The organism is Micromonospora rubida (assembly GCF_009908295.1).
In the GTDB taxonomy this organism is placed as follows: Bacteria; Actinomycetota; Actinomycetes; order Mycobacteriales; family Micromonosporaceae; genus Micromonospora; species Micromonospora rubida.
The window spans coordinates 24,513-46,009 of record NZ_JAAALO010000003.1; the positions used below are offsets into that span (position 1 = coordinate 24,513).

Below are 21,497 nucleotides of genomic sequence, written 5' to 3' on the forward strand. Positions count from 1 at the left end.
TGGCGCGGTGACCGAGGCCTGGGGACCGGACGACGATGACGACCAGCAGCGGCGCGGGGCCAGCGGCCCGGTCCGGGTTCGGGTGCCCGCCAAGGTCAACCTGCACCTCGGGGTGGGCCCGCTGCGCCGGGACGGCTACCACGAGCTGAACACCGTCTACCACGCCATCTCGATCTACGACGAGCTCACCGCCCGCCGCGGCGACACCCTCACCCTGACGATGGAGGGGGAGGGCACCGGCGAGCTGGCCCTGGACGACACCAACCTGGCCATCCGGGCGGCCCGCGCCCTCGCCGGGTACGCGGGCGTCCCGCCGCACGTCCGGCTGCACCTGCGCAAGCAGATCCCGCTGGCCGGTGGGCTGGCCGGCGGCAGCGCCGACGCCGCCGCCGCGCTGGTCGCCTGCGATGCCCTCTGGGGCACCGGGCTGTCCCGCGACGAGCTGGCCGGGATCGCCGCCGACCTCGGCTCCGACGTGCCGTTCCTGATCTACGGCGGCACCGCGCTCGGCACCGGCCGGGGCGAGGCGGTCAGCCCCGTGCTGGCCCGCGCCAACTCCTGGCACTGGGTGGTGGCCATCGCCGACGGCGGGCTGTCCACCCCCGCCGCGTATGCGGAACTCGACCGGCTCCGCGAGGCCGGGGCCGCCGGCCCGCCGCTGGGCAGCACCGACGGGCTGCTCGCCGCGCTGCGTCAGCGGGACCCTCGGGTGCTCGCCGCCAGCCTCGGCAACGATCTTCAGGACGCCGCGCTCGCCATGCGCCCCTCCCTGGCCGGCACCCTGAAGGCCGGCGAGGCAGCCGGGGCGCTCGCCAGCATCGTCTCCGGCTCCGGGCCGACCTGCGTGTTCCTCGCCGCGAACGCCGACGACGCCGACCGGATCGCCGCCGAGCTGGCGACCGCCGGGGTGTGCCGCCAGGCGCGCACCGCGCACGGCCCCGTGCCGGGCGCGCGGATCGGCTGAGCCGGCAGTACGCCCCCGGGCGGGTTGAGCCGGAGTACGCCCGCCGGGCGGGCTGAGCCGGGAATACGCCCGCCGGGTGGGGCTGAGGCGTACGCCCGCCGGGGCGGCCCGGAGTGTCCGCGTACCCTTGGAGGCCAGGCGTCCCCAGGTGCCCGCCGGCACCGGGACGCCTTCATCATGAAAGGTGGGTTCGTGGCCAACATCGTCAACCTGGACCGGGTGTCCAAGGGGTACGGCGCCGCCGGGCCGCTGCTCACCGACGTCTCGCTCGGCCTCGACGACGCCGACCGGATCGGCGTGGTCGGCCTCAACGGCGCCGGCAAGTCCACCCTGCTGCGGTTGCTCACGAAGCAGGAGGAACCGGACGACGGCCGGGTTACCCACCGTCGCGACCTGCGCGTCCTCTGGCTGCCGCAGGCCCTGACGCTCGCCCCCGAGGCCACCGTCCGGGACGTGGTGCTCGGCACCGCCTGGCTCGGCGAGAGCATGGGCGCCGAGCACGAGTGGGCCGGCGACGCCGGTGTCCGCGGCATCCTCGACGGCCTCGGCATGCCCCACCTCGGCCTCGACCAGCCCGTCGGCCCGATGTCCGGCGGCGAGCGCCGCCGGGTCGCCCTCGCCGCCCTGCTGGTCCGCGACTCCGACCTGCTCATCCTCGACGAGCCCACCAACCACCTCGACGTCGGCGGCGTCGACTGGCTGGCGAAGCACCTGGTCGGCCGCAAGGGCGCCCTCGTCGTGGTCACCCACGACCGGTGGTTCCTCGACGCGGTCTGCACCGACACCTGGGAGGTCGCCGACCAGACCGTCCGGGCGTACGAGGGCGGCTTCGCCGCCTGGACCCTGGCCCGCGTCGAGCGGGAACGGGTCGCCGCCGCCACCGAGGCCCGCCGGCAGAACCTGCTCCGCAAGGAGATCGCCTGGCTGCGTCGGGGCCCGCCCGCCCGGACCTCCAAGCCGCAGTTCCGGATCGACGCCGCCAACGCGCTGATCGCCGACGTGCCGCCGGCGCGCGACACCATGTCGCTGCAACGGATGGCCACCGCCCGGCTCGGCAAGCAGGTGTACGACCTGGAGGGCGTCCGGCTGCACGCCGGCCCCAAGGAGATCCTGCACGACGCCACCTGGCACGTCGGCCCCGGTGACCGGATCGCCATCCTCGGCCGCAACGGCGCCGGCAAGACCACCCTGCTGCGGATGCTGGCCGGCATCACCCGCCCCGACGGCGGACGGTTCGCCACCGGCTCCACCGTCCGGCCCGCGTTCCTCTCCCAGGAGCTGGCCGAGCTGCCCGGCCACCTGCGCGTCCTCGAAGCCGTCGAGGAGGTCGCCCGCCGGGTGCAGCTCGGCGACCGGGAGGTCTCCGCCGCCCAACTCGCCGAGGTCTTCGGCTTCGACGACCGCCGGCTCTGGACCCCGGTCAGCGACCTCTCGGGCGGGGAGCGCCGCCGGCTCCAGATGCTCCGGCTGCTCGCCGGCGAGCCCAACGTGCTGCTCTTCGACGAGCCCACCAACGACCTGGACACCGACACCCTCGCCGCGCTGGAGGACCTGCTCGACTCCTGGCCCGGCACCGTCATCGTGGCCAGCCACGACCGGTACCTCATCGAGCGGGTCACCGAATCGGCGTACGGGATGTTCGGCGACGGCCGGCTCGTGCACCTGCCCGGCGGCGTCGACGAGTACCTGGCGCGGGCCGCGAACCAGCCGCTGGCCGCAGTCGGCGGCGCACCCACCGCCACGGCGGACGCCACCCCGGGGGCCGGCGGCATGTCCGCAGCCGAGGCCCGGCAGGCGAAGAAGGACCTCACCCGGCTGGAACGCCAGATCGGCAAGCTGGACCAGAGGGAGGCGGCGCTGCTCGACCAGCTCGCCGCGAACGCCACCGACTACGCCAAGGTCGCCGAGCTGGACGCCCAACTCAAGGACATGCGGGCCGAACGGGAGCAGGTCGAGGAGACCTGGCTGGCCCTCGCCGAGCAGGTCCCCGGGAACTGAGCCGGCCGGCTTTCGGAAGGCGAGCCGGCCTCGGGTGGGGGGTGTGCGGCGTCACAGCCCGCCGTGCGGGACAATCAGGTGACCCCTCACCCGCACGGTCTTGGAGACTCAGACATGGCCCACACCCCCGTCAACCACCCCGCGCGGCCGATCTACCGGGCGATCGGCGGGCTCGTTGGTCTGTACTTCGTGGTCTTCGGAGTGCTCGGCATCATCGCCAGCGCCGGCAACGACTTCCTCGCCCAGGATGACACGAAGGTGCTCGGCCAGGGGACCAATCTCGGATTCTCGCTGCTCAGCATCCTGCTCGGCGTCGCGATCGTGGCCGGCACCGTGATCGGCCGCAACCTCGACGTCGCGATCAACCAGTGGCTGGCGTACGCGCTCATGGTCCTCGGCCTGGCCGAGCTGGCCTTCCTGCACACCGACGCCAACATCTTCAACTTCACCATCTTCACCGACATCGTGGTGCTGACCCTCTCGCTGGTGCTGCTGATGGTCGGCATGTACGGCAAGATCGGCACCGAGGAGGAGACCGAGGCCTGGCAGAAGGCCCGGCTCGTCCTCTGAGGCTCGTCGGCGGGCCCTGGTCGCCGCTGCTGGGATCGGCTGGTTCCGGTCCCGCCGCGGCGGTTCGGCCCGTATCCGGCGCTCGCGCGGGCGACAATCCTTTCGGACGGACACATCCGGACGGAGGGGTCATGGCGCACTTTCCGGTCAACCACCCGGCGCGGGCGCTCTACCGCGTCCTCGCCGGGGTCATCGGGCTCTACATCCTGGTCTTCGGCGTCTGGGGAGTGGCCTCGACCTGGGGCGAAGGGCTGTTCGACCGGGGCAGCACCTGGGCACTGGGCCTCCGCACCAACCTCGCGTTCTCGCTGGTCTCGGTGATCTTCGGGGCCGTGCTGATGGTCGGGGCGTCCCGGCGGAGCAACCTCGGCCACTACATGAACCTGACCGCCGGGGTGGTCTTCCTGGTCACCGGCGTGTTGATGATGTCCGTCCTGCAGACCTCGGCGAACTTCCTCAACTTCTCGATGTCCACCGTCATCGTGTCGCTGCTGTTCGGGCTGGTGCTCCTCGCCACCGGCCTCTACGACAAGGTCGGCCCGCCCGAGCACGCCGAGGCCGAACGCCGGCACCGCCGCGCCGCCGTCCCCGGCGGTCGCTGAACCCGGCCGTTCCGGGCCCCGGTCACCGGCCCTTCGCCGTGATCAGGGTCGGCTTCGCGTCCAGGTGTGACAAGCCGTTCCAGGCCAGGTTGACCAGGTGCGCGGCCACCGTCTCCTTACGCGGCTTGCGCACCTCCAGCCACCAGCGCCCCGTCAGTGCCACCATCCCGACGAGGGCCTGCGAGTAGAGCTCGGCCAGCTTCGGGTCGTACCCCCGGGTCTTGAACTCGGCGCCGAGGATGTGCTCGACCTGGTGCGCGACGTCGTTCATCACGCTGCTGAAGTTGCCCGTCGCGGACATCACCGGCGACTCCCGGACCAGCACCCGGAACCCGCTGGTCTCCTCCTCGATGTACCCGAGCAGGGCCATCGCCGCCTGCTCCAGCAGCTCCCGCGGATGGCCGGCGGTCAGGGCCGTGGTGATCCGGTCCAGCAGGGCCCGGACCTCCCGGTCCACCACCACCGCGTAGAGCCCCTCCTTGCCGCCGAAGTGCTCGTAGATCACCGGCTTGGAGACCTTGGCCCGGGCCGCCACCTCCTCGATCGAGGTCGCGTCGAAGCCGCGCTCGGCGAACAGCTGCCGGCCGGTCGAGATCAACTGCTCACGCCGTTGGGCCGCCGACATTCGCACCCGCGAGGGCGGCTTGCCCGCCGCCGGAACCGCGCGCCGCCGACCACCTGTGCCCTCGCCGACCGGACCGTCCACCATGTCGTCACCTCGCCGGCGCTCGGGGACGCCCTGTCGTGGGATGCCGCTGCCTCCGCTGTTCACGCCGCCGACCCGTCCGATTCCGGGCCGGTGCCGCCGCGCCGTCCGACCGTACCCGTGCCGGGGGTCCCGGCGCTGGCCGGCACGGTGGGACCCCGTTCGGGCCTGACCAGCCTGGCCGCGATCCGCTCCGGCTTCGGCCAGCGCGCCGTCCTGCGGGCCGCATGGGACAGTTCCGTGCGTGGATGCCTTCTTGCCGCGCGACGCGTCACCGGGCTGCCGGGCCGGCCGCTCTGGAGGGCCGAAGGGATCATGAGGGGAACGGGCGATGGCGTCGAGGGTTCGGGACGCTAAGGTGTAGGGGTCTGCCAGCTGTTTCGTTTGTCCGTTTAGACCGTCCCGGGTCGTCTAATGGCAGGACGTCAGGTTTTGGTCCTGATTATAGGGGTTCGAATCCTCTCCCGGGAGCTTCCGCTGTACCGCCGCCATTGCGTGGTTAGCATGGCCGCGAGACTGTCACCGTCCCGACGGGAGCTACGTCGTGCCCCAGCTCCACCTCCGTACCGTCGTCGTGCTCGCCGCCGGGGAGGGCAAGCGGATGAAGTCGGCGCTGCCCAAGGTGCTGCATCCCCTGCTCGGCCGGACCCTGCTCGGCCACGTGCTGACCGCAGCCGCGCCTCTCGTGGCCGATCGGACCGTCGTGGTGGTCGGGCACGGCGCGGACCAGGTCCGCGCGCATCTCGCCGAGGTCGCCCCGGAGGCCACCCCGGTGCTCCAGGCCGAGCAGCTCGGCACCGGTCACGCGGTCCGGATCGGGCTGGACGCGGCGCCGGACGCGGCCGGGACCGTGGTGGTGATCAACGGCGACGTGCCGCTGCTCCGCCCCGAGACCGTCGCCGCGCTGGTCGACGCGCATGAGGGCGCGGGGGCCGCGGCCACGGTGCTGGCCGCCGAGGTGCCCGACCCGGCCGGTCTGGGGCGCATCGTCCGGGACTCGGCGGGTCGGCTGGAGCAGATCGTCGAGGAGCGCGACGCCACCCCCGCCCAGCGCGCGCTGCGCGAGATCAACGCCGGCATCTACGCGTTCGACGCGGCGCGGCTGCGCGCCGCGCTGGGCAAGCTCTCCGCCGACAACGACCAGGGCGAGGAGTACCTCACCGACGTCTTCGGCCTGCTCGTCTCCGCTGGCGAGCCGGTGGCGGTGCACGTGGCCGCCGACCACGTCGAGACGCTGGGCTGCAACGACCGGGTCGAGCTGGCGGCGCTGCGCCGGCTGCTGCGCGACCGGGTGAACGAGGGCTGGATGCGCACCGGGGTCAGCATCCTGGACCCGGCGACGACCTGGATCGACGTGACGGTCGCGGTGGACCGGGACGCGGTGATCGACCAGAACACCCAGCTGCGCGGCGGGACCGTGGTCGGCGCGGAGGCCGTGGTCGGCCCGGACGTGACGCTGATCGACACGGTGATCGGCCCGGGGGCGACCGTGCTGCGCAGCCACGCCGTCGGGGCCGAGGTCGGCCCGGGGGCCAGCGTCGGGCCGTACGCGTACCTGCGACCGGCGGCGAAGCTGGCCGAGCGGGCCAAGGTCGGCACGTTCGTCGAGGTGAAGAACTCCGAGGTCGGCGCGGGCGCGAAGGTGCCGCACCTGTCGTACGTCGGTGACGCGACGATCGGGGCGAAGGCCAACATCGGGGCGGCGACGATCTTCGTGAACTACGACGGGGTCAACAAGCACCGCACCACGGTCGGGGAGGCGGCGTTCATCGGCTGCGACACCAGCCTGATCGCCCCGGTGGAGGTCGGCCCGGGTGCGTACGTCGCGGCGGGCAGCGCGGTCAGCCAGGACGTGCCGCCGGGCGCGCTCGGGGTGACCCGGGCGCCGCAGCGCAACATCGAGGGCTGGGTGGCCCGCAGGCGGCCCGGCACCGCCTCGGCGGAGGCCGCCGAGCGCGCCCGCCAGGCTGCGGCGGAAGCGGCGGAGGATGCGCCGGAGGCCTGAGGGCCGCAAGGGAAGGTGAGGCAATCCACGGGGGTGCCGAGGCGGTTCGACGGCCGTCAGGCGGGGGAGATACTGCAACCGCATAGTCCCGGCCATACCGCAGCCGGGACCACCGACCAACGGGAGCAGACGAGCCCATGGGCAGCATCGTCGCCGAAAACCGCAAGAGCCTGATGCTCTTCTCCGGACGTGGCTTTCCGGAGTTGGCCAAGGAGATCGGCGAGGTGCTAGGCGTCGCGCCGACGCCCGCCGACGCGTACGACTTCGCGAACGGGGAGATCTTCGTACGGTTCAAGGACTCGGTGCGCGGTTCGGACGCCTTCGTGGTGCAGTCCGTGACGCACGGGGTCAACACCTGGGTCATGGAGACCCTGATCATGATCGACGCGCTGAAGCGCGGTTCGGCCAAGCGGATCACCGTGGTCCTGCCGTTCTACCCGTACTCGCGGCAGGACAAGAAGCACCGGGGCCGGGAGCCGATCTCCGCGCGGCTGGTGGCGGACCTGCTGAAGACCGCGGGCGCGAACCGGATCCTCACGGTGGATCTGCACACCGCGCAGATCCAGGGCTTCTTCGACGGCCCGGTGGATCACCTGTTCGCGATGGACATCCTGGCCGAGTACGTGGAGCGCAAGTACGCGGGTCGGCCGATGACGGTGGTGGCGCCGGACTCGGGCCGGGTTCGGGTGGCGGAGCGGTGGACGGACCGGCTGGGCGGCTGCCCGCTGGCGTTCATCCACAAGACCCGGGATCCGCTCAAGCCGAACCAGGTGGTGGCGAACCGGGTGGTCGGCGACGTGGAGGGCCGGGTCTGCCTGATCGTCGACGACATGATCGACACCGGCGGCACGATCACCAAGGCCGCCGAGATCCTCCGGACGGCCGGGGCGGCGGAGATCGTCGTGGCGTCCACCCACGCGCTGCTGTCCGACCCGGCGACCGAGCGGCTGAAGAACAGCCCGATCACCGAGGTCGTGGTGACCAACACGCTGCCGCTGCCGCCCGAGAAGCAGCTCGACAAGATCACCGTGCTGTCGATCGCGCCCCTGCTCGCCCGGGCGATCCGGGAGGTCTTCGACGACGGGTCGGTGACCACCCTGTTCGGCGGCCTGAGCTGACGGCGACCCGCACGCCGGCCGTCGTCCCGAGGCCGGCGTGCGGGTAACGGCCCGGGTGCCGACCCGGTGCCCGACCGGGCATCGGGCAGGTGCCCCGGGCGCCCGGACAACCGGTGCCCGCTGGGCGTTTTTGCTCCTGCGGACGGCGGAGGCGGGGACTGCCGTCCGGGGCGTAATCAACTCGGGTAGACTACTGCGGTTGCCACGGCGAGGGTGCCCGGCGGGCCGCTGAAAAGCGCCGCACGGATGCACCGTCATCGACGCGGTGCTCCGGGCAGTCGTTCATGACGCATGAGCCCCAGCGAGCCCCTCGCCCCAGCACCGCCAGTCGACAAGCCGCCGCAGCGAAAGTATCAGGAGTTTTCCCGTGTCCGAGGTAAAGATCAGCGCCGAGCCCCGTACCGAGTTCGGCAAGGGTGGTGCCCGTCGTACCCGCCGGGCCGGCCTGGTGCCCGCCGTGCTTTACGGCCACGGCGAGAAGCCCAAGCACATCGCGCTGCCCGTGCGTGAGTTCGCCGCCGCGATCCGCAAGGGCGGCGCCAACCAGCTCTTCGCGATCGAGGTCAGCGACGGCACCCAGGTGCTGGCGCTGCCGAAGGCGATCCAGCGGGACCCGATCCGGGACACCTACGAGCACGTCGACCTGCTGCTGGTCCGCCGCGGCGAGAAGGTCACCGTCGAGGTCCCGGTCCAGCTGACCGGCGAGGCCGCGAAGGACACGCTGATCGTGCACGACCACGACACCCTCTCGGTGACCGCCGACGCCACCAAGGTGCCGGACCACCTGGAGGCGTCGATCGAGGGCCTGGAGGCCGGCACCCAGGTCACCGCCGCCGACGTGGAGCTGCCGACCGGCGTCGAGCTGGCCGCCGACCCGGAGTCCACGGTCGCCTCGGTGACCGCCGCGCCGACCGCCGAGCAGCTCGAAGCCACCCTCCCCGAGGTCGAGGAGGCCACCGCCGAGGCCGAGGCCGAGGCCGGCGAGGAGACCGCCGAGGGCGCCGAGACCCCGGCCGCCGAGGGCGAGCAGGCCCCGGTCGAGGCGAAGACCGAGGCCTGATCGGTCCCCGTTCCGTGCGACAGGCGCTCCCGTGGTCGGGGGCGCCTGTCGGCGTATCGGGGTGGTCGTCGGGTCGCACGGCCGTGGTGGGCGGCGCTGAGAGCGGGAGGGGCGTGGCGTGACGGACGAGGTGGGGCCGTGGCTGGTGGTCGGCCTGGGCAACCCCGGTCGGGAGTACGCGGGCAACCGGCACAACGTCGGCTTCATGGTGGTCGACCTGCTGGCCGCCCGGGTGGGCGGCAGGTTCAGCCGGCACAAGCGGGCGGTGGCGGAGGTCGCCGAGGGGCGGCTCGGGTTCGGCGGCCCGAAGCTGGTGCTGGCGAAGCCGCTGACCTACATGAACCTCTCCGGCGGGCCGGTGGCCGGGCTGGCGCAGTTCCACAAGGTGCCGCCGGGCCGGGTGATCGCGGTCCATGACGAGCTGGACATCGACTACGGGCAGGTGCGGGTGAAGTGCGGCGGCGGCGAGGGCGGGCACAACGGCCTGCGCTCGATGTCGAAGTCGCTCGGCACGAAGGACTACGTCCGGGTGCGGTTCGGCATCGGCCGTCCGCCGGGTCGGCAGGACCCGGCGGACTACGTGCTGTCGGACTTCCCCGCCGCCGAGCGCAAGGAGCTGGAGTTCCTGGTCGACCGGGCGGCGGACGTGGTCGAGTCGGTGGTAACCCGGGGTGTGGAGCCGACCCAGAACCTGTATCACGGGGCCTGACCAGGCGGGGCGTACGCGGGCCGCCGTGGCGTGGCCGGTAGTCTGCGCCTTCCGGGCGAACCGCAGCCGGCGGCCCGGTCGCCGGCGAGGCGACGGGAGCGATTTGTGGGCAGTCCTCCGATGATCGACGGCGCGGCCGTCGGCGCGGTCGGGTTGCCGACGCGACACCGGGTGCGGGGCACAAACCATCCGCCGGCGTACCCGCCGATGGTGCTGGACCCGGCGACCGCTGGTGGTGGGCGGGTCATCCGGTTGGCGGCCGGTCGTAGTCGTCCGCCGGTTTTTCTGACCGATCTGGCGGAGGATGTCGACGCCCATCTCGTTCCGATGGGCTCGGCGGGTGCGAAGATCGCCGCGGTGGTGACCGGCGAGGTCGACGCGTACAGCCACGCCGACGGCCAGTACGAGTGGGACTCGGCCGCCCCGGTAGCTGTGGCGACGGCCACCGGACTGCATGCTTCCCGGATCGACGGTTCTGCGCTGAGATACAACGAGGCTGATCCGCGCCTGCCCGATCTGCTGGTCTGCCGCAAGGATCTCGCCAGCCGATTGCTTGCAGCGTCGCAGAGGCAGTCCGGGTAGCCTGAGCGTTCTTCTTTACGTGTCCGACCGGAAAGGTCTGGAATCCCATGAGCGGATCCGAGCGAATCGAGGCCGTGTCATGACCGCCCCCGCCGCGTACCAGGTCTCGCACCTCGACGCGCTGGAGGCGGAGAGCGTCTTCGTGATGCGCGAGGTGGTCGCGGAGATGGAGCGGCCGGTGCTGCTGTTCTCCGGTGGCAAGGACTCGATCGTGATGTTGCGGTTGGCGCAGAAGGCGTTCGCTCCGGGGAACATCCCGTTCCCGGTGATGCACGTCGACACGGGGCACAACTTCCCGGAGGTCCTGGAGTACCGGGATCGCCGGGTGGCGGAACTGGGCCTGCAGTTGATCGTGGCGAGCGTGCCGGAGGCGTTGGCGCGGGGGTCTGTGCGGGAGGCGGCGGACGGGACGCGGAACCGGATCCAGACACCGGTGTTGTTGGACGCGGTGGAGAAGCACCGGTTCGACGCGTTGTTCGGTGGGGCGCGGCGGGACGAGGAGAAGGCGCGGGCGAAGGAGCGGGTGTTCTCGTTCCGGGACGAGTTCGGGCAGTGGGATCCGAAGAACCAGCGTCCGGAGCTGTGGTCGTTGTACAACGGCCGGCATCACCCGGGGGAGTCGATCCGGGTGTTCCCGCTGTCGAACTGGACCGAGTTGGACGTGTGGCACTACATCGCGCGGGAGCGGATCCCGTTGCCGTCGATCTACTACGCGCACGAGCGTGAAGTGGTGGAGCGGGACGGGATGCTCTACGCGGTGAACGAGTTCTTCCACCCCCGGGCGGGTGAGGAGCGGTTCAAGGCCCAGGTGCGCTACCGGACGGTGGGCGACGCCTCCTGCACGGCGGCGGTGCGCTCCGATGCGGATTCGGTGGAGCTGGTGATCGAGGAGGTGGCCGCGACGCGGATCACCGAGCGGGGCGCGACCCGGGGTGACGATCGGGTCAGTGAGGCCGCCATGGAGGACCGTAAGCGGGAGGGCTACTTCTGATGAGCACCGAAACTGTCGCCGCCGAGGTCGATCTCGGGGCGCGGCCGATGGACCTGCTGCGGTTCGCGACGGCGGGGAGCGTCGACGACGGCAAGTCGACGTTGATCGGCCGGCTGTTGTACGACACGAAGTCGTTGTTCACCGACCAGCTCGCCGCCGTCGAAGCCGTCAGCGCGGCGCGGGGGGACGAGTACACCAACCTCGCGTTGCTCACCGACGGCCTGCGGGCGGAGCGGGAGCAGGGCATCACGATCGATGTGGCGTACCGGTACTTCGCCACGCCGCGGCGGAAGTTCATCATCGCCGACACTCCGGGGCACATCCAGTACACCCGCAACATGGTCACCGGAGCATCCACCGCCGACCTGGCGCTGATCCTGGTCGACGCGCGCAAGGGCCTGGTGGAGCAGTCACGCCGGCACGCGTTCCTGTGTTCGCTGCTGCGGGTGCCGCACCTGGTGCTGTGTGTGAACAAGATGGACCTGGTCGATTTCTCGCAGGAGGTGTTCGAGCGGATCGCGGACGAGTTCACGGCATTCGCGGCGAAGCTGGACGTGCCCGACCTGACGGTGGTGCCGGTGTCGGCCCTGCGGGGGGACAACATCGTGTCCCGGTCGGAGAACATGCCGTGGTACGACGGCCCGTCGTTGCTGCATCATCTGGAGCGGGTGCACATCGCCTCGGACCGGAACCTGCAGGATGTGCGGTTCCCGGTGCAGTACGTGATCCGGCCGCAGTCCACGACGGTGACGGACTACCGGGGGTACGCCGGTCAGGTGGCCTCGGGGGTGTTGAAGCCGGGGGACGAGGTGATGGTGCTGCCGTCGGGGTTCACCAGCCGCATCGCGGCGGTGGAGACGGCGGACGGGCCGGTGGAGGAGGCGTTCCCGCCGATGTCGGTCACGGTCCGCCTCGAAGACGAGATCGACATCTCCCGCGGTGACATGATCTGCCGGCCGAACAACGCCCCGGCGGTGGCGCAGGACATCGAGGCGATGGTCTGCTGGATGGACGAGACCCGCCCGTTGCAGGTCGGCGGCAAGTACGCGATCAAGCACACCACCCGCTCGGCGCGGGCGATCGTGCGGGGTCTGCACTACCGACTCGACATCAACTCGCTGCACCGCGACGAGACCGCCGCCGAGCTGAGGCTCAACGAGATCGGCCGGGTCCGGCTGCGGACGACGGTGCCGCTGCTGGCCGACGAGTACCGCCGCAACCGCACCACCGGCGGCTTCGTCATCATCGACGAGACCACCAACCGCACCGTCGGCGCCGGCATGATCGTCGAAACCGCCTAACCCAGCCGCACTCCTCCCCACCCCTCGAACGCTTCGCAATTTCACGGAAAGAGTGGCCATCCGGGCTTGGATGGCCACTCTTTCCGTGAAATTGCAGGGCAGAGCGCGCGGGGCGCGCGGGGCGCGTGGGTGGGGTGGGTGGGGGCGCGGTGGGGTGGGTGGGGGTTAGGGGTGGGGGGTGGGGGTGGACAGGTGGGAGGTGGGGGTGGGGAAGTTGCGGGCGGCGTAGGCGGTGGTGATGGTGGCGGTCGTCGGGTCGGCGCGGTCGGCGTCGATCAGGGCGAGGACGCAGCCGCCGAAGCCGCCGCCGGTCATCCGTGCGCCGTACGCCCCGGCCGCGAGGGCCGCCTCGACCGCCGTGTCGATCTCCGGCACGGTGATCTCGAAGTCGTCCCGCATCGAGGCGTGCGAGGCGGTCAGCAGCGGGCCGATGTCGCTGATCCGGCCGGCGCGCAGCAGTTCGACGGTGTCGAGCACCCGCTGGTTCTCGGTCACCACGTGTCGGACCCGGCGGCGGGTCTCGTCGTCGTCGAGCCGGGCGAGGGCCTCGCCCAGCCCGGCGGCGGGGACGTCGCGCAGCGCGGCCACCCCGAGCAGCTTCGCCGCCCGCTCGCAGGCGGCGCGGCGGGAGGCGTACTCGCCGCCGGCGTGCCGGTGCGGGGCCCGGCTGTCGATCACCAGCACGGCCAGGCCGGCGGCGGCCAGGTCGAACGGGATGTGTTCGACGGACTCGGTGCGGCAGTCGAGGAACAGCGCGTGGCCGGGGCGGCAGCGGATCACGGCGGACTGGTCCATGATCCCGGTGGGCACGCCGACGTAGGCGTTCTCGGCCCGCTGGGCGAGCCGGGGTCGCCGCTCGGCCGGCAGGTCCACCCCGCCGAGGTCGACCAGGGCGGCCAGCACGGCGGCCTCCAGCGCCGCCGAGGAGGACAGCCCGGAGCCGACCGGCACGTCTGAGGCGATGGCGAGCCGCGCGCCGGGCACGTGGTGGCCGGCGTCCCGCAGCGCCCAGACCACCCCGGCCACGTACGCGCCCCAGCCGGTGACCCGGCCGGGCGCGGCGATCTCGTCGGCGCCGAACTCGACCGGGGCGTCGGACAGCTCCGACCAGACCGTCCACCGCCCGCTGTCCTGCGGCGCGGCGGCGACGACGGTACGCAGCGGCAGCGTGAACGGCAGCACGAAGCCGTCGTTGTAGTCGGTGTGCTCGCCGATCAGGTTGGCCCGGCCGGGAGCCGCCCAGCGGCCGGCGGGCGGTTCGCCGTACCGGTGCAGGAATCCGGCGGTGGCGCGGTCGGCGACGTCGCCGGTGGGGCCGGGACGGGCGGGGTCGGTCAAGGAAGTTCCAGGACGTGCGTGCGGTAGAAGGCCCAGGCGTCGCCGACCATGTCGTGCAGGGTGGGCTTCTCGGGCACCCAGCCCAGCTCCTCGCGGGCCAGCGCGGAGGAGGCGACCAGTTCGGCCGGGTCGCCCTCGCGGCGCGGTGCCACCTCGACCGGCAGCGGCCGGCCGGTGACCTCGCGGACCACGTCGATGACCTGCCGGTTGGTGAACCCGGCGCCGTTGCCCAGGTTGTAGATCCGGTGCCGGCCGGGCACGGCGGCGGTGAGCGCCAGCAGGTGGGCGCGGGCCAGGTCCTCGACGTGGATGTAGTCGCGCACGCAGGTGCCGTCGACGGTGGGGTAGTCGTCGCCGAAGAGCTGGAGCTTCTCCCGCCGGCCGGAGGCCACGTCCAGGGCGATCGGGATGAGGTGGGTCTCCGGGTCGTGCCGCTCGCCGAGGGCGAGGTCGCCGCGCAGGTACGCCCCGGTGACGTTGAAGTAGCGCAGCGAGACGGCGGCCAGGTCGTGCCCGATCGCCTCGGAGGTGAGCGCCATGTCGACGGCGAGCTTGGTGGCGCCGTACGTGTTGGTGGGGGCCTTGACGGCCGTCTCCGGGATGGGCAGCTCGACCGGGTTGCCGTAGACGGCGGCGGTGGAGGAGAAGACCATCCTCGGCACGCCGGCGGCCCGGACCGCGTCGATCAGGGCGAGCGAGCCAACGGTGTTGTTGTGCCAGTACAGCTCCGGCTTGACCATCGACTCGCCGGCGGCGATCAGGGCGGCGAGGTGCAGCACCCCGTCGAAGCCCGCCCCCGGGGTGAGCACCCGGGCCGCGTCGTGGATCGGCGCGTCGACCCAGGTGGCCTCCGGGGCGAGCGCCTCCCGGTGCCCGGTGCGCAGGTCGTCGAGGACGACCACCTCGTGGCCGGCGTCGAGCAGCAGCCGGGTGACCACGCTGCCGATGTAGCCGGCGCCGCCGGTGACGAGCAGTTTCACGTCGAGTCCTCCTGCCTGGCCGCGCCTCGCGTGGCCGTTCGTGATCACCCTACGGCGGCTCGCTGTGGCCGCACGCCCTGTCACCGAGCCTTCGGGGCTCTACCATCTACAGGCATGCGGGAAGCGGGCGGTCCCGGGCTCCGACGACGATCGCCGGGGCGGGTCCGGCGCGTTCCGGGGCCGCTGGCCCGGGCGGTCGCCCGGCTCGTGGTCCGGGCCGCCGACGGTGCCACCCGGATGGTCACCGACCTGCTCGGGGCCAGCCCCGCGGCCGGCCGGGAACGGATCAGCGAGGCGGAGCTGCGCGACCTGGTCGCCGCCAACACCGTCCTCGACCCGGACGAGCGGCGGATCATCGACGAGGTGCTGGTGGCCGGCGCGAGCCTGGTCCGTGAGGTGATGATGCCCCGCACCGAGGTGGTCTTCCTCTCCGCCGGGCTGAGCCTGGCCGAGGCGGAGCGGCTGGTCCGGGCGGAGACGCACACCCGCTACCCGGTGGTCGACGGCACCCACGACGACGTGGTCGGCTTCGTCCACCTGCGCGATGTGCTGCTGCGCCCCGAATTCGACCCGAACACCACCGTCGGCGAGCTGACCCGGGAGGTCAAGCGGCTGCCCGGCAGCAAGCGGGTGCTGGCCGCGCTGACCGAGATGCGCCGCGAGGGCCACCACCTGGCGGTGGTGGTCGACGAGTACGGCGGCACCGCCGGCATCGTCACGTGCGAGGACCTGATCGAGGAACTGGTCGGGGAGATCCACGACGAGCACGACGACACCCCCGAGCCGGCGCTGGCCGGGCTGCCCGCCGTGGTGGACGGCCGGCTCAACCTCGCCCACTTCGCCGAGCGCACCGGGGTGCGGCTGCCCGCCGGCCCGTACGAGACGGTGGGCGGGTACGTGATGGCGGCGCTCGGCCGGCTGCCGATCGACGGCGACGAGGTGCCGGTGCCCCTGGCCCCGGGCAACGGCGGTGCCCCCGACGTCCCGCCCGGCGGGTGGCTGCTGCGGGTGCTCACGCTGGAGGGGCGCCGGGTGGCCCGGCTCGCGGTCTCCGCGGTGCGCCTGCCCGAGCCGCGACGCGGGGCCGCCGCCACGATGTCGGCGGCCGAGAGCCGACCCGCCGGCCCGTCATGACGTACGCCGGTGAGTGCTGACAGAATTGCCGGCATGTTCCCGCCGGTGCGCTTCGAGTAGCCGGCGCGACGGTGCGGGTGGACGGGCCGGTGGCCGGAGGGGTGGCGCAGAGCGTGGATCGCAGTGGCGGGGCGCCGGTGGTCGGCGACACCATCCAGCTCGGGATCGCGGTGGACATCCCGGAGCCGTGGGGTGGGGCGCTCACCCGGCGCCGGGTCGAGGCCGGCGACCCCCTGGTGGTCCCGGCGCATGTGACGCTGCTCGGGCCCACCGAGATTCCGGTGGCGGCGCTGCCTGCGGTCGAGCGGCACCTCGCCGCGGTGGCCGTCGCCCACCTGCCGTTCACGCTGCACCTGCGCGGCACCGGCACGTTCCGCCCGGTCACCCAGGTGGTCTTCGTGGCGGTGGCCGCCGGGATCAGCGAGTGCGAGCTGCTGGCCGCAGCGATCAGCGCCGCGCCCGAGCTGCACCGGGAGGCCCGCTTCCCGTACCACCCGCATGTCACGGTGGCGCAGGACGTCGCGCCGGAGGCGCTGGACAGGGCGTACGAGGACCTGGCCGACTTCTCGGCGATGTTCGAGGTGGGCTCGTTCACCCTCTTCTCCCACAGTGGGCAGGCTCGGTGGCAGCCGCGCCGGGACTTCCTGCTCGGCGTCTGAACCGGCGGACCGTCGACGTGTCGGTGGCCGATCGGCGAGGATGACGGCGTGAACGTGATCGGGCGGATCGAGGCCGGCATCGACCGGCGGGTCAGCGCCGCGCGGCGCCGGTCACGGACGTTCGACCACCTGTGGCGGGCCGGGGCGCTCTACGGCGAGGTGCTCGCCGCGCGGCTGGCGGCGGCCATCGCGTACTACGGCTTCTTCGCGGTCTTCGCGCTCGCCCTGGTCGCGTACTCGATCTTCGGGGCGATCCTGGAGGACAACGACGAGATCAGCACCTCGGCCGCCGGGTTCCTCCGGGAGAATCTGCCCTTCCTGGACCCGGTGCAGATCGCCCAGAGCAGCGGCACCGTCGGCGTGGTCGGCCTGGTCATCCTGGCCTTCACCGGGATCGGCTGGGTGGAGGCGATCCGCTCGTCGCAGCGGCTGATATACGGGCTCAACCAGCAGCCCGGCAACCTGGTGGTGCGTCGGCTGGTCGACCTGGGCGTGCTGGTGCTGGTGTTCGTGATGCTCGGTGTCTCGGTGGCCGCCGTGGACACGCTGGAGTCGCTGCTGCGGTTGCTGCTGAGCAGCACCGGCTCGGTGGGGCTGACGGTGGTGAGCGCGGCGCTCAGCGTGCTGGTCAACGCGGTGCTGGCGACGGCGCTGCTGGTGGCGGTGCCCCGGCTTCGGATGAGCCGGCGCCGGCTGCGCCCGGTGGTGTTCGTGGTCGCGGTCGGGATCACGCTGCTGAACACGGTCGGGCGGTACTACGTGATGCGCACCGAGCGGAACCCGGCGTACACGGTGGTGGCCGGGGCGGTCGGCGTGCTGCTCTATCTCTACCTGCTCAACCAGCTCGTCCTGTTCGGCGCGGCCCTCGCCGCGACCAGCCCGTACGGCCGGGTGGTGGACCTGGCCGAGGGGCCGGTGCCGGCGGACATCGACGCCGACACCGACCCGGGTGCGCCCGGGGGAGCGAGCTGACCTGCGGATCGTCGTGGACCCGCACCGGATCGACGCTGAATAGCCGGCAATTCGGGCAAAAGCCACCCGCGTGAACGTGAGAATCCACCATGATGAGCGCGTGGGCGCTCTCGTGACGTTGGATCTGCCGGAAGACTCGCCGATGCTCGGCCTGCCGTGGATCATCACCTTCGGGCCGCTCGGCGACGCCGACGAGTGGGAACCGGTGGTCTGCGGCCCGTACGAGCGACCGCACGCGCTGGCCCTCGCCGAGTCGGTGGTGGCCGAGGAACAGCTCATGGCGGTGGTCGAGCCCCTGCTGCCGGCGCTGTCGCCGGACGAGATCCGCAGCGAGATCGCCGCCGCCCAGATCGCCGCGCAGGACGAGGACAACCGGATCGAGGCGGCCGACCTCTACGGCGACTTCGAGGACGTCATCGACGACGAGCTGGAGGCAGCGGCCGAGGCGGACGACCGGACCGGGCCGCTGCCGGCGCCGGACGAGGCCGAGCTGCGGGCCGGCTTCGCCCGGATCGCCAAGCTGCTCACCGAGAAGGGCGGCTGACCGGGCGGCCGGCCGGCGCTCCCGTCGCCTGACGGTGACGGGGAACACTTCCGCCGTGCCGCGATCCGGCGTGGCGCGGGTCGGTCCCGCGACCCAGATGGACGCCGGTGCCCCGCGGAGCGGACTCCGCGGGGCACCGGCGGCACCTCACCCCCCACCACAAGGGGTCGACTACCCAGTCGCCCGTCGGCGCGGGGCACAACGGACGACCAGGGGCTCGGTGAGAGTCTACCCAGGTCAGCGCCGGTCGAACCACGCGGCGGCGTCCACCGGCAGGACGTGCCCGACGCCCTGTTCGGTGAGCTCCGCGCTGGCGGCGACCGGCCGGCCGTAGCCGTCGACCAGGACCTCGGCGTCGCTGAGGTTGACCACGCAGGTCAGCTCGGCCTCGCGGGCGGCCCGACGGAAGGCCAGCACCCCCGGGCCGGTGGTCTCCAGCCAGGTCACCTCGCCGGCGTCCGGGCCGAGTGCGGGGTGGGAGTGCCGGATCCCCAGCGCGGCGCGGTAGAGCTCCAGCGTCGAGCCGGGCACCCCGGCCTGGGCGGCGACGGAGAGGGCGGCCCAGGTGGCCGGGGCCGGCAGCCAGCTCGGCTCGCTGCCCTCGGGGCCGAAGCCGTACGGGGCCAGCTCGCCGCTCCACGGAATCGGCACCCGGCAGCCGTCCCGGCTCTCGCCGGTGCGCAGGAACGACGGGTCCTGGCGCAGCTCGTCCGGCAGGTCGAGCACCTCCGGCAGGCCCAGCTCCTCGCCCTGGTAGAGGTACGCGCAGCCGGGCAGGGCGAGCATCAGCAGGCTGGCGGCCCGGGCCCGGCGCAGCCCGACCTCGCCGTCGCCGTACCGGGTGACGTGCCGCTGCTTGTCGTGGTTGGACAGCACCCAGGTGGTCGGCGCGCCGACGATCGTCGCCTCGGCCAGGGCGGTGTCGATCACCTTGCGGAACGAGTCGGCCGACCAGGTGGCGTCGAGGAAGTCGAAGCTGAAGGCCTGGTGCAGCTCGTCCGGGCCGATGTAGCGGGCCAGCCGCTGGGGCGTCTCGGCCCATGCCTCGGCGACCGCCATCCGGCCGCCGGGGTAGCTGTCCAGGATCGGCCGCCAGGCCCGGTAGATCTCGTGCACCTCGTCCTGGTCGAAGTAGGGCAGCCGGCCCTTGCCGAGCAGCTCCGACTGGCGCCGGCCGGTGGTCATGCTGTTGAAGCCGACGTCCGGCAGCCCCTCGGCCTTGATCATGCCGTGGGCCACGTCGATGCGGAACCCGTCCACGCCCCGGTCGAGCCAGAACCGCAGGACGTCCTCGAACTCGGCGCGGACCTCGGGGTGGCGCCAGTCGAGGTCCGGCTGGGCCGGGTCGAACAGGTGCAGGTACCACTGGCCGTCGGGCACCCGGGTCCAGGCGGGGCCGCCGAAGATGCTCTCCCAGTCGTTCGGCGGCAGCTCGCCGTCGGTGCCCCTGCCCTCGGCGAAGAGGTAGCGGGCCCGCTCGGCGGAACCGGGGGCGGCGGCGAGCGCGGCGGCGAACCACGGGTGCGCGCTGGAGGTGTGGTTGGGCACCAGATCGACGATGATCCGCAGGCCCAGGGCGTGCGCGTCGGTGATCATCGCGTCGAAGTCGGTGAGGGTGCCGAAGATCGGGTCGACGTCGCGGTAGTCGGCCACGTCGTAGCCGCCGTCGACCATCGGCGAGGTGTAGAAGGGGGTGAGCCAGAGCGCGTCGACCCCGAGGTCACGCAGGTACGGCAGGCGTTCGCGGACACCCCGCAGGTCGCCGACGCCGTCGCCGTTCGAGTCGGCGAAGCTGCGGACGTAGACCTGGTAGACGACCGCGGAGCGCCACCAGTCGTCGTCGGAGGTCAGCGGCGTGGGGTTGCTGTCGGTCATCGGTGGCGATCCCCGTTCTGCCGCGCGGGACGGCGTGGTGCGGCGTGGCACGGCGGTGTGCCACCCGGGTGTCAGAGCAGAATGCCGCCCGGCTACTGCAAGAGTCAAGCAGGGCTTGCGCAAGAATTGACGCCGCTGGTGGCGGGAGTGGCCCGGGGAGGGCTCAGGCGGGGACGGGGAGGGCCGGAGGCGTCGGTCGCTGCCGGGCCTGGCCGCCCGTCGCCGGACCGCTGGCGACCTGGCGCACGACGGCGGTGGAGCCCCGCACCACCAGCTCGGGCCGGAACAGGTACTCCGAGTGCGGCGCGGCGTGCCCGTTGATCTCGTCGACCAGGGCCCGGACGGCGGCCACGGCCATCGCGGCCACCGGCTGCCGCATCGTGGTCAGCGGCGGGTCGGTGAAGGCCATCAGGGGCGAGTCGTCGTACCCGACCACCGACAGGTCGCCCGGCACGGACAGGCCGCGCTGCCGGGCCGCCCGGACCGCGCCGAGCGCCATCAGGTCGGAGCCGCAGACCAGGCCGGTCACCCCGCGCTCCAGCAGCCGCCCGGCCGCCGCCTCGCCGCCCTCAACCCCGAACAGGGTCAGCTCGGCCAGCTCGTCCAGCCCGGCGTCGGGCAGGCCCGCCAGGCGCTGCATGGCGGCCCGCCAGCCCGCCACCCGGCGCTGCACCGGGACGAACCGATCCGGGCCGGTGATCAAGCCGATCCGACGGTGCCCGAGGGCGACCAGGTGGGCCACGGCCAGCTCGGTGGCCTCCCGGTCGTCGCAGGAGACGAAGGGCGCGGCGATGCCCGGCACGTGCCCGTTGATCATGACGACCGGCAGCGGCCGGGCGATCAGCGCCCGGTAGCGGTCGTGGTTGGCCGCGGTGTCGGCGTGCAGCCCGGAGACGAAGACGATGCCGGACACCTGGCGGTCGAGCAGCATCTCGACGTACTCGTCCTCGGTGACCCCGCCGGGGGTCTGGGTGCACAGCACCGGGGTGAACCCGCTCTGCGCCAGGGTCGACTCGATCACCTGGGCGAAGGCGGGGAAGATCGGGTTGTCCAGCTCCGGCACGACCAGGCCGACCAGGCCGGCGCTGCGCTTGCGCAGCCGGGCCGGGCGCTCGTAGCCGAGGACGTCGAGGGCGGTCAGGACGGCCTGCCGGGTCTCGGGGGCCACGCCGGGGCGGTCGTTGAGCACCCGCGACACCGTGGCCTCGCTGACTTCGGCCTGTTGGGCGATGTCGGACAGTCGAGCGCGCATGGGCGCACTTTAACCCACAGGCAAGTTCTTGCGTACGCGCTTGCAAGGTCTTCCATTTGCTGCAACGTCTTGCTAACGTCCCCGCAACAAACGGGAGTAGCGGCGCAGTAACCGGGCGTCGGGCAGCAAGAAATTAC

At 72.6% G+C, this 21,497-nt stretch carries 18 protein-coding genes, 1 tRNA gene and 2 pseudogenes; 16 read left to right on the forward strand and 5 right to left on the reverse strand.

Going from position 1 to position 21,497, the window contains the following annotated elements; all coding sequences use genetic code 11:
* Nucleotides 1-7: 7 nt before the first annotated feature.
* The 4 genes from GVV04_RS09800 (at nt 8) to GVV04_RS09815 (ending at nt 4,134) form a co-directional block, all read left to right on the forward strand.
* The gene (locus GVV04_RS09800; RefSeq protein WP_161686867.1) at nt 8-964 is read left to right on the forward strand and encodes a 4-(cytidine 5'-diphospho)-2-C-methyl-D-erythritol kinase; all 957 of its coding nucleotides are present in this window, start codon (nt 8-10) and stop codon (nt 962-964) included.
* A 192-nt stretch (nt 965-1,156) separates the two neighbouring features.
* Complete coding sequence (locus GVV04_RS09805) at nt 1,157-2,962, forward strand: ABC-F family ATP-binding cassette domain-containing protein (protein WP_161686869.1); 1,806 nt, start codon at nt 1,157-1,159, stop codon at nt 2,960-2,962.
* Nucleotides 2,963-3,076: 114 nt separating this feature from the next.
* Nucleotides 3,077-3,532, forward strand: a complete 456-nt coding sequence (locus tag GVV04_RS09810) for a DUF4383 domain-containing protein (RefSeq protein WP_161686871.1) — start codon at nt 3,077-3,079, stop codon at nt 3,530-3,532.
* 131 nt (nt 3,533-3,663) lie between these two features.
* Nucleotides 3,664-4,134: a DUF4383 domain-containing protein gene (locus GVV04_RS09815; protein ID WP_161686873.1), complete on the forward strand. Its 471-nt coding sequence runs from the start codon at nt 3,664-3,666 to the stop codon at nt 4,132-4,134.
* Between the two features lie 22 nt (nt 4,135-4,156).
* Here the strand turns inward: GVV04_RS09815 and GVV04_RS09820 are convergent, their stop codons facing one another.
* The gene (locus GVV04_RS09820; RefSeq protein WP_161686875.1) at nt 4,157-4,843 is read right to left on the reverse strand and encodes a TetR/AcrR family transcriptional regulator; all 687 of its coding nucleotides are present in this window, start codon (nt 4,841-4,843) and stop codon (nt 4,157-4,159) included.
* A gap of 397 nt (nt 4,844-5,240) precedes the next feature.
* On the opposite strand from GVV04_RS09820, the gene GVV04_RS09825 reads away from it, so the two are divergent.
* From GVV04_RS09825 to cysN, 8 genes and pseudogenes are all read left to right on the forward strand, one after another.
* A tRNA-Gln gene (locus GVV04_RS09825) sits at nt 5,241-5,311 on the forward strand.
* A gap of 130 nt (nt 5,312-5,441) precedes the next feature.
* Nucleotides 5,442-6,931: pseudogene (glmU, locus tag GVV04_RS09830) on the forward strand (bifunctional UDP-N-acetylglucosamine diphosphorylase/glucosamine-1-phosphate N-acetyltransferase GlmU).
* A gap of 51 nt (nt 6,932-6,982) precedes the next feature.
* Entirely contained in the window at nt 6,983-7,963 is a 981-nt protein-coding gene (locus tag GVV04_RS09835; protein ID WP_161686877.1) for a ribose-phosphate diphosphokinase, read from the forward strand.
* A 367-nt stretch (nt 7,964-8,330) separates the two neighbouring features.
* Nucleotides 8,331-9,023 carry a 50S ribosomal protein L25/general stress protein Ctc gene (locus GVV04_RS09840; RefSeq protein ID WP_161686878.1) on the forward strand — a complete coding sequence of 231 codons (693 nt, stop codon included), beginning with the start codon at nt 8,331-8,333 and terminating at the stop codon, nt 9,021-9,023.
* Between the two features lie 118 nt (nt 9,024-9,141).
* Nucleotides 9,142-9,732, forward strand: a complete 591-nt coding sequence (pth, locus tag GVV04_RS09845) for an aminoacyl-tRNA hydrolase (RefSeq protein WP_161686880.1) — start codon at nt 9,142-9,144, stop codon at nt 9,730-9,732.
* Nucleotides 9,733-9,867: 135 nt separating this feature from the next.
* A pseudogene (locus GVV04_RS09850) lies at nt 9,868-10,314 on the forward strand (inositol monophosphatase family protein); the annotation flags it as partial.
* 79 nt (nt 10,315-10,393) lie between these two features.
* Entirely contained in the window at nt 10,394-11,305 is a 912-nt protein-coding gene (cysD, locus tag GVV04_RS09855) for a sulfate adenylyltransferase subunit CysD (RefSeq protein ID WP_161686882.1), read from the forward strand.
* Nucleotides 11,305-12,606 carry a sulfate adenylyltransferase subunit CysN gene (gene cysN / locus GVV04_RS09860; protein WP_161686884.1) on the forward strand — a complete coding sequence of 434 codons (1,302 nt, stop codon included), beginning with the start codon at nt 11,305-11,307 and terminating at the stop codon, nt 12,604-12,606. The genes cysD and cysN overlap by 1 nt, the downstream gene beginning before the upstream one ends.
* A gap of 165 nt (nt 12,607-12,771) precedes the next feature.
* Here cysN and galK read toward each other — a convergent pair whose 3' ends face one another.
* Nucleotides 12,772-13,944 carry a galactokinase gene (gene galK / locus GVV04_RS09865; RefSeq protein ID WP_161686886.1) on the reverse strand — a complete coding sequence of 391 codons (1,173 nt, stop codon included), beginning with the start codon at nt 13,942-13,944 and terminating at the stop codon, nt 12,772-12,774.
* On the reverse strand, nt 13,941-14,924 hold the full coding sequence (gene galE / locus GVV04_RS09870) for a UDP-glucose 4-epimerase GalE (RefSeq protein ID WP_161686888.1): 984 nt from the start codon (nt 14,922-14,924) through the stop codon (nt 13,941-13,943). The genes galK and galE overlap by 4 nt, the downstream gene beginning before the upstream one ends.
* 114 nt (nt 14,925-15,038) lie before the next feature.
* On the opposite strand from galE, the gene GVV04_RS09875 reads away from it, so the two are divergent.
* The 4 genes from GVV04_RS09875 to GVV04_RS09890 all read left to right on the forward strand — a co-directional run bounded on the left by GVV04_RS09875 (nt 15,039) and on the right by GVV04_RS09890 (nt 18,233).
* The gene (locus GVV04_RS09875) at nt 15,039-16,058 is read left to right on the forward strand and encodes a hemolysin family protein (RefSeq protein ID WP_161686890.1); all 1,020 of its coding nucleotides are present in this window, start codon (nt 15,039-15,041) and stop codon (nt 16,056-16,058) included.
* A gap of 77 nt (nt 16,059-16,135) precedes the next feature.
* Nucleotides 16,136-16,717, forward strand: coding sequence for a 2'-5' RNA ligase family protein (locus GVV04_RS09880; RefSeq protein WP_161686892.1), 582 nt, complete (start codon nt 16,136-16,138; stop codon nt 16,715-16,717).
* 48 nt (nt 16,718-16,765) lie between these two features.
* Entirely contained in the window at nt 16,766-17,689 is a 924-nt protein-coding gene (locus GVV04_RS09885; protein ID WP_161686894.1) for a YhjD/YihY/BrkB family envelope integrity protein, read from the forward strand.
* Between the two features lie 100 nt (nt 17,690-17,789).
* Nucleotides 17,790-18,233, forward strand: coding sequence for a hypothetical protein (locus tag GVV04_RS09890; RefSeq protein WP_161686896.1), 444 nt, complete (start codon nt 17,790-17,792; stop codon nt 18,231-18,233).
* 237 nt (nt 18,234-18,470) lie between these two features.
* On the opposite strand, the gene GVV04_RS09895 is transcribed toward GVV04_RS09890, so the two are convergent.
* Together GVV04_RS09895 and GVV04_RS09900 are read right to left on the reverse strand one after the other, a co-directional pair.
* Nucleotides 18,471-20,108: a glycoside hydrolase family 13 protein gene (locus GVV04_RS09895; RefSeq protein WP_161686898.1), complete on the reverse strand. Its 1,638-nt coding sequence runs from the start codon at nt 20,106-20,108 to the stop codon at nt 18,471-18,473.
* Nucleotides 20,109-20,271: 163 nt separating this feature from the next.
* Entirely contained in the window at nt 20,272-21,360 is a 1,089-nt protein-coding gene (locus tag GVV04_RS09900; protein WP_161686900.1) for a LacI family DNA-binding transcriptional regulator, read from the reverse strand.
* Nucleotides 21,361-21,497: the final 137 nt, after the last annotated feature.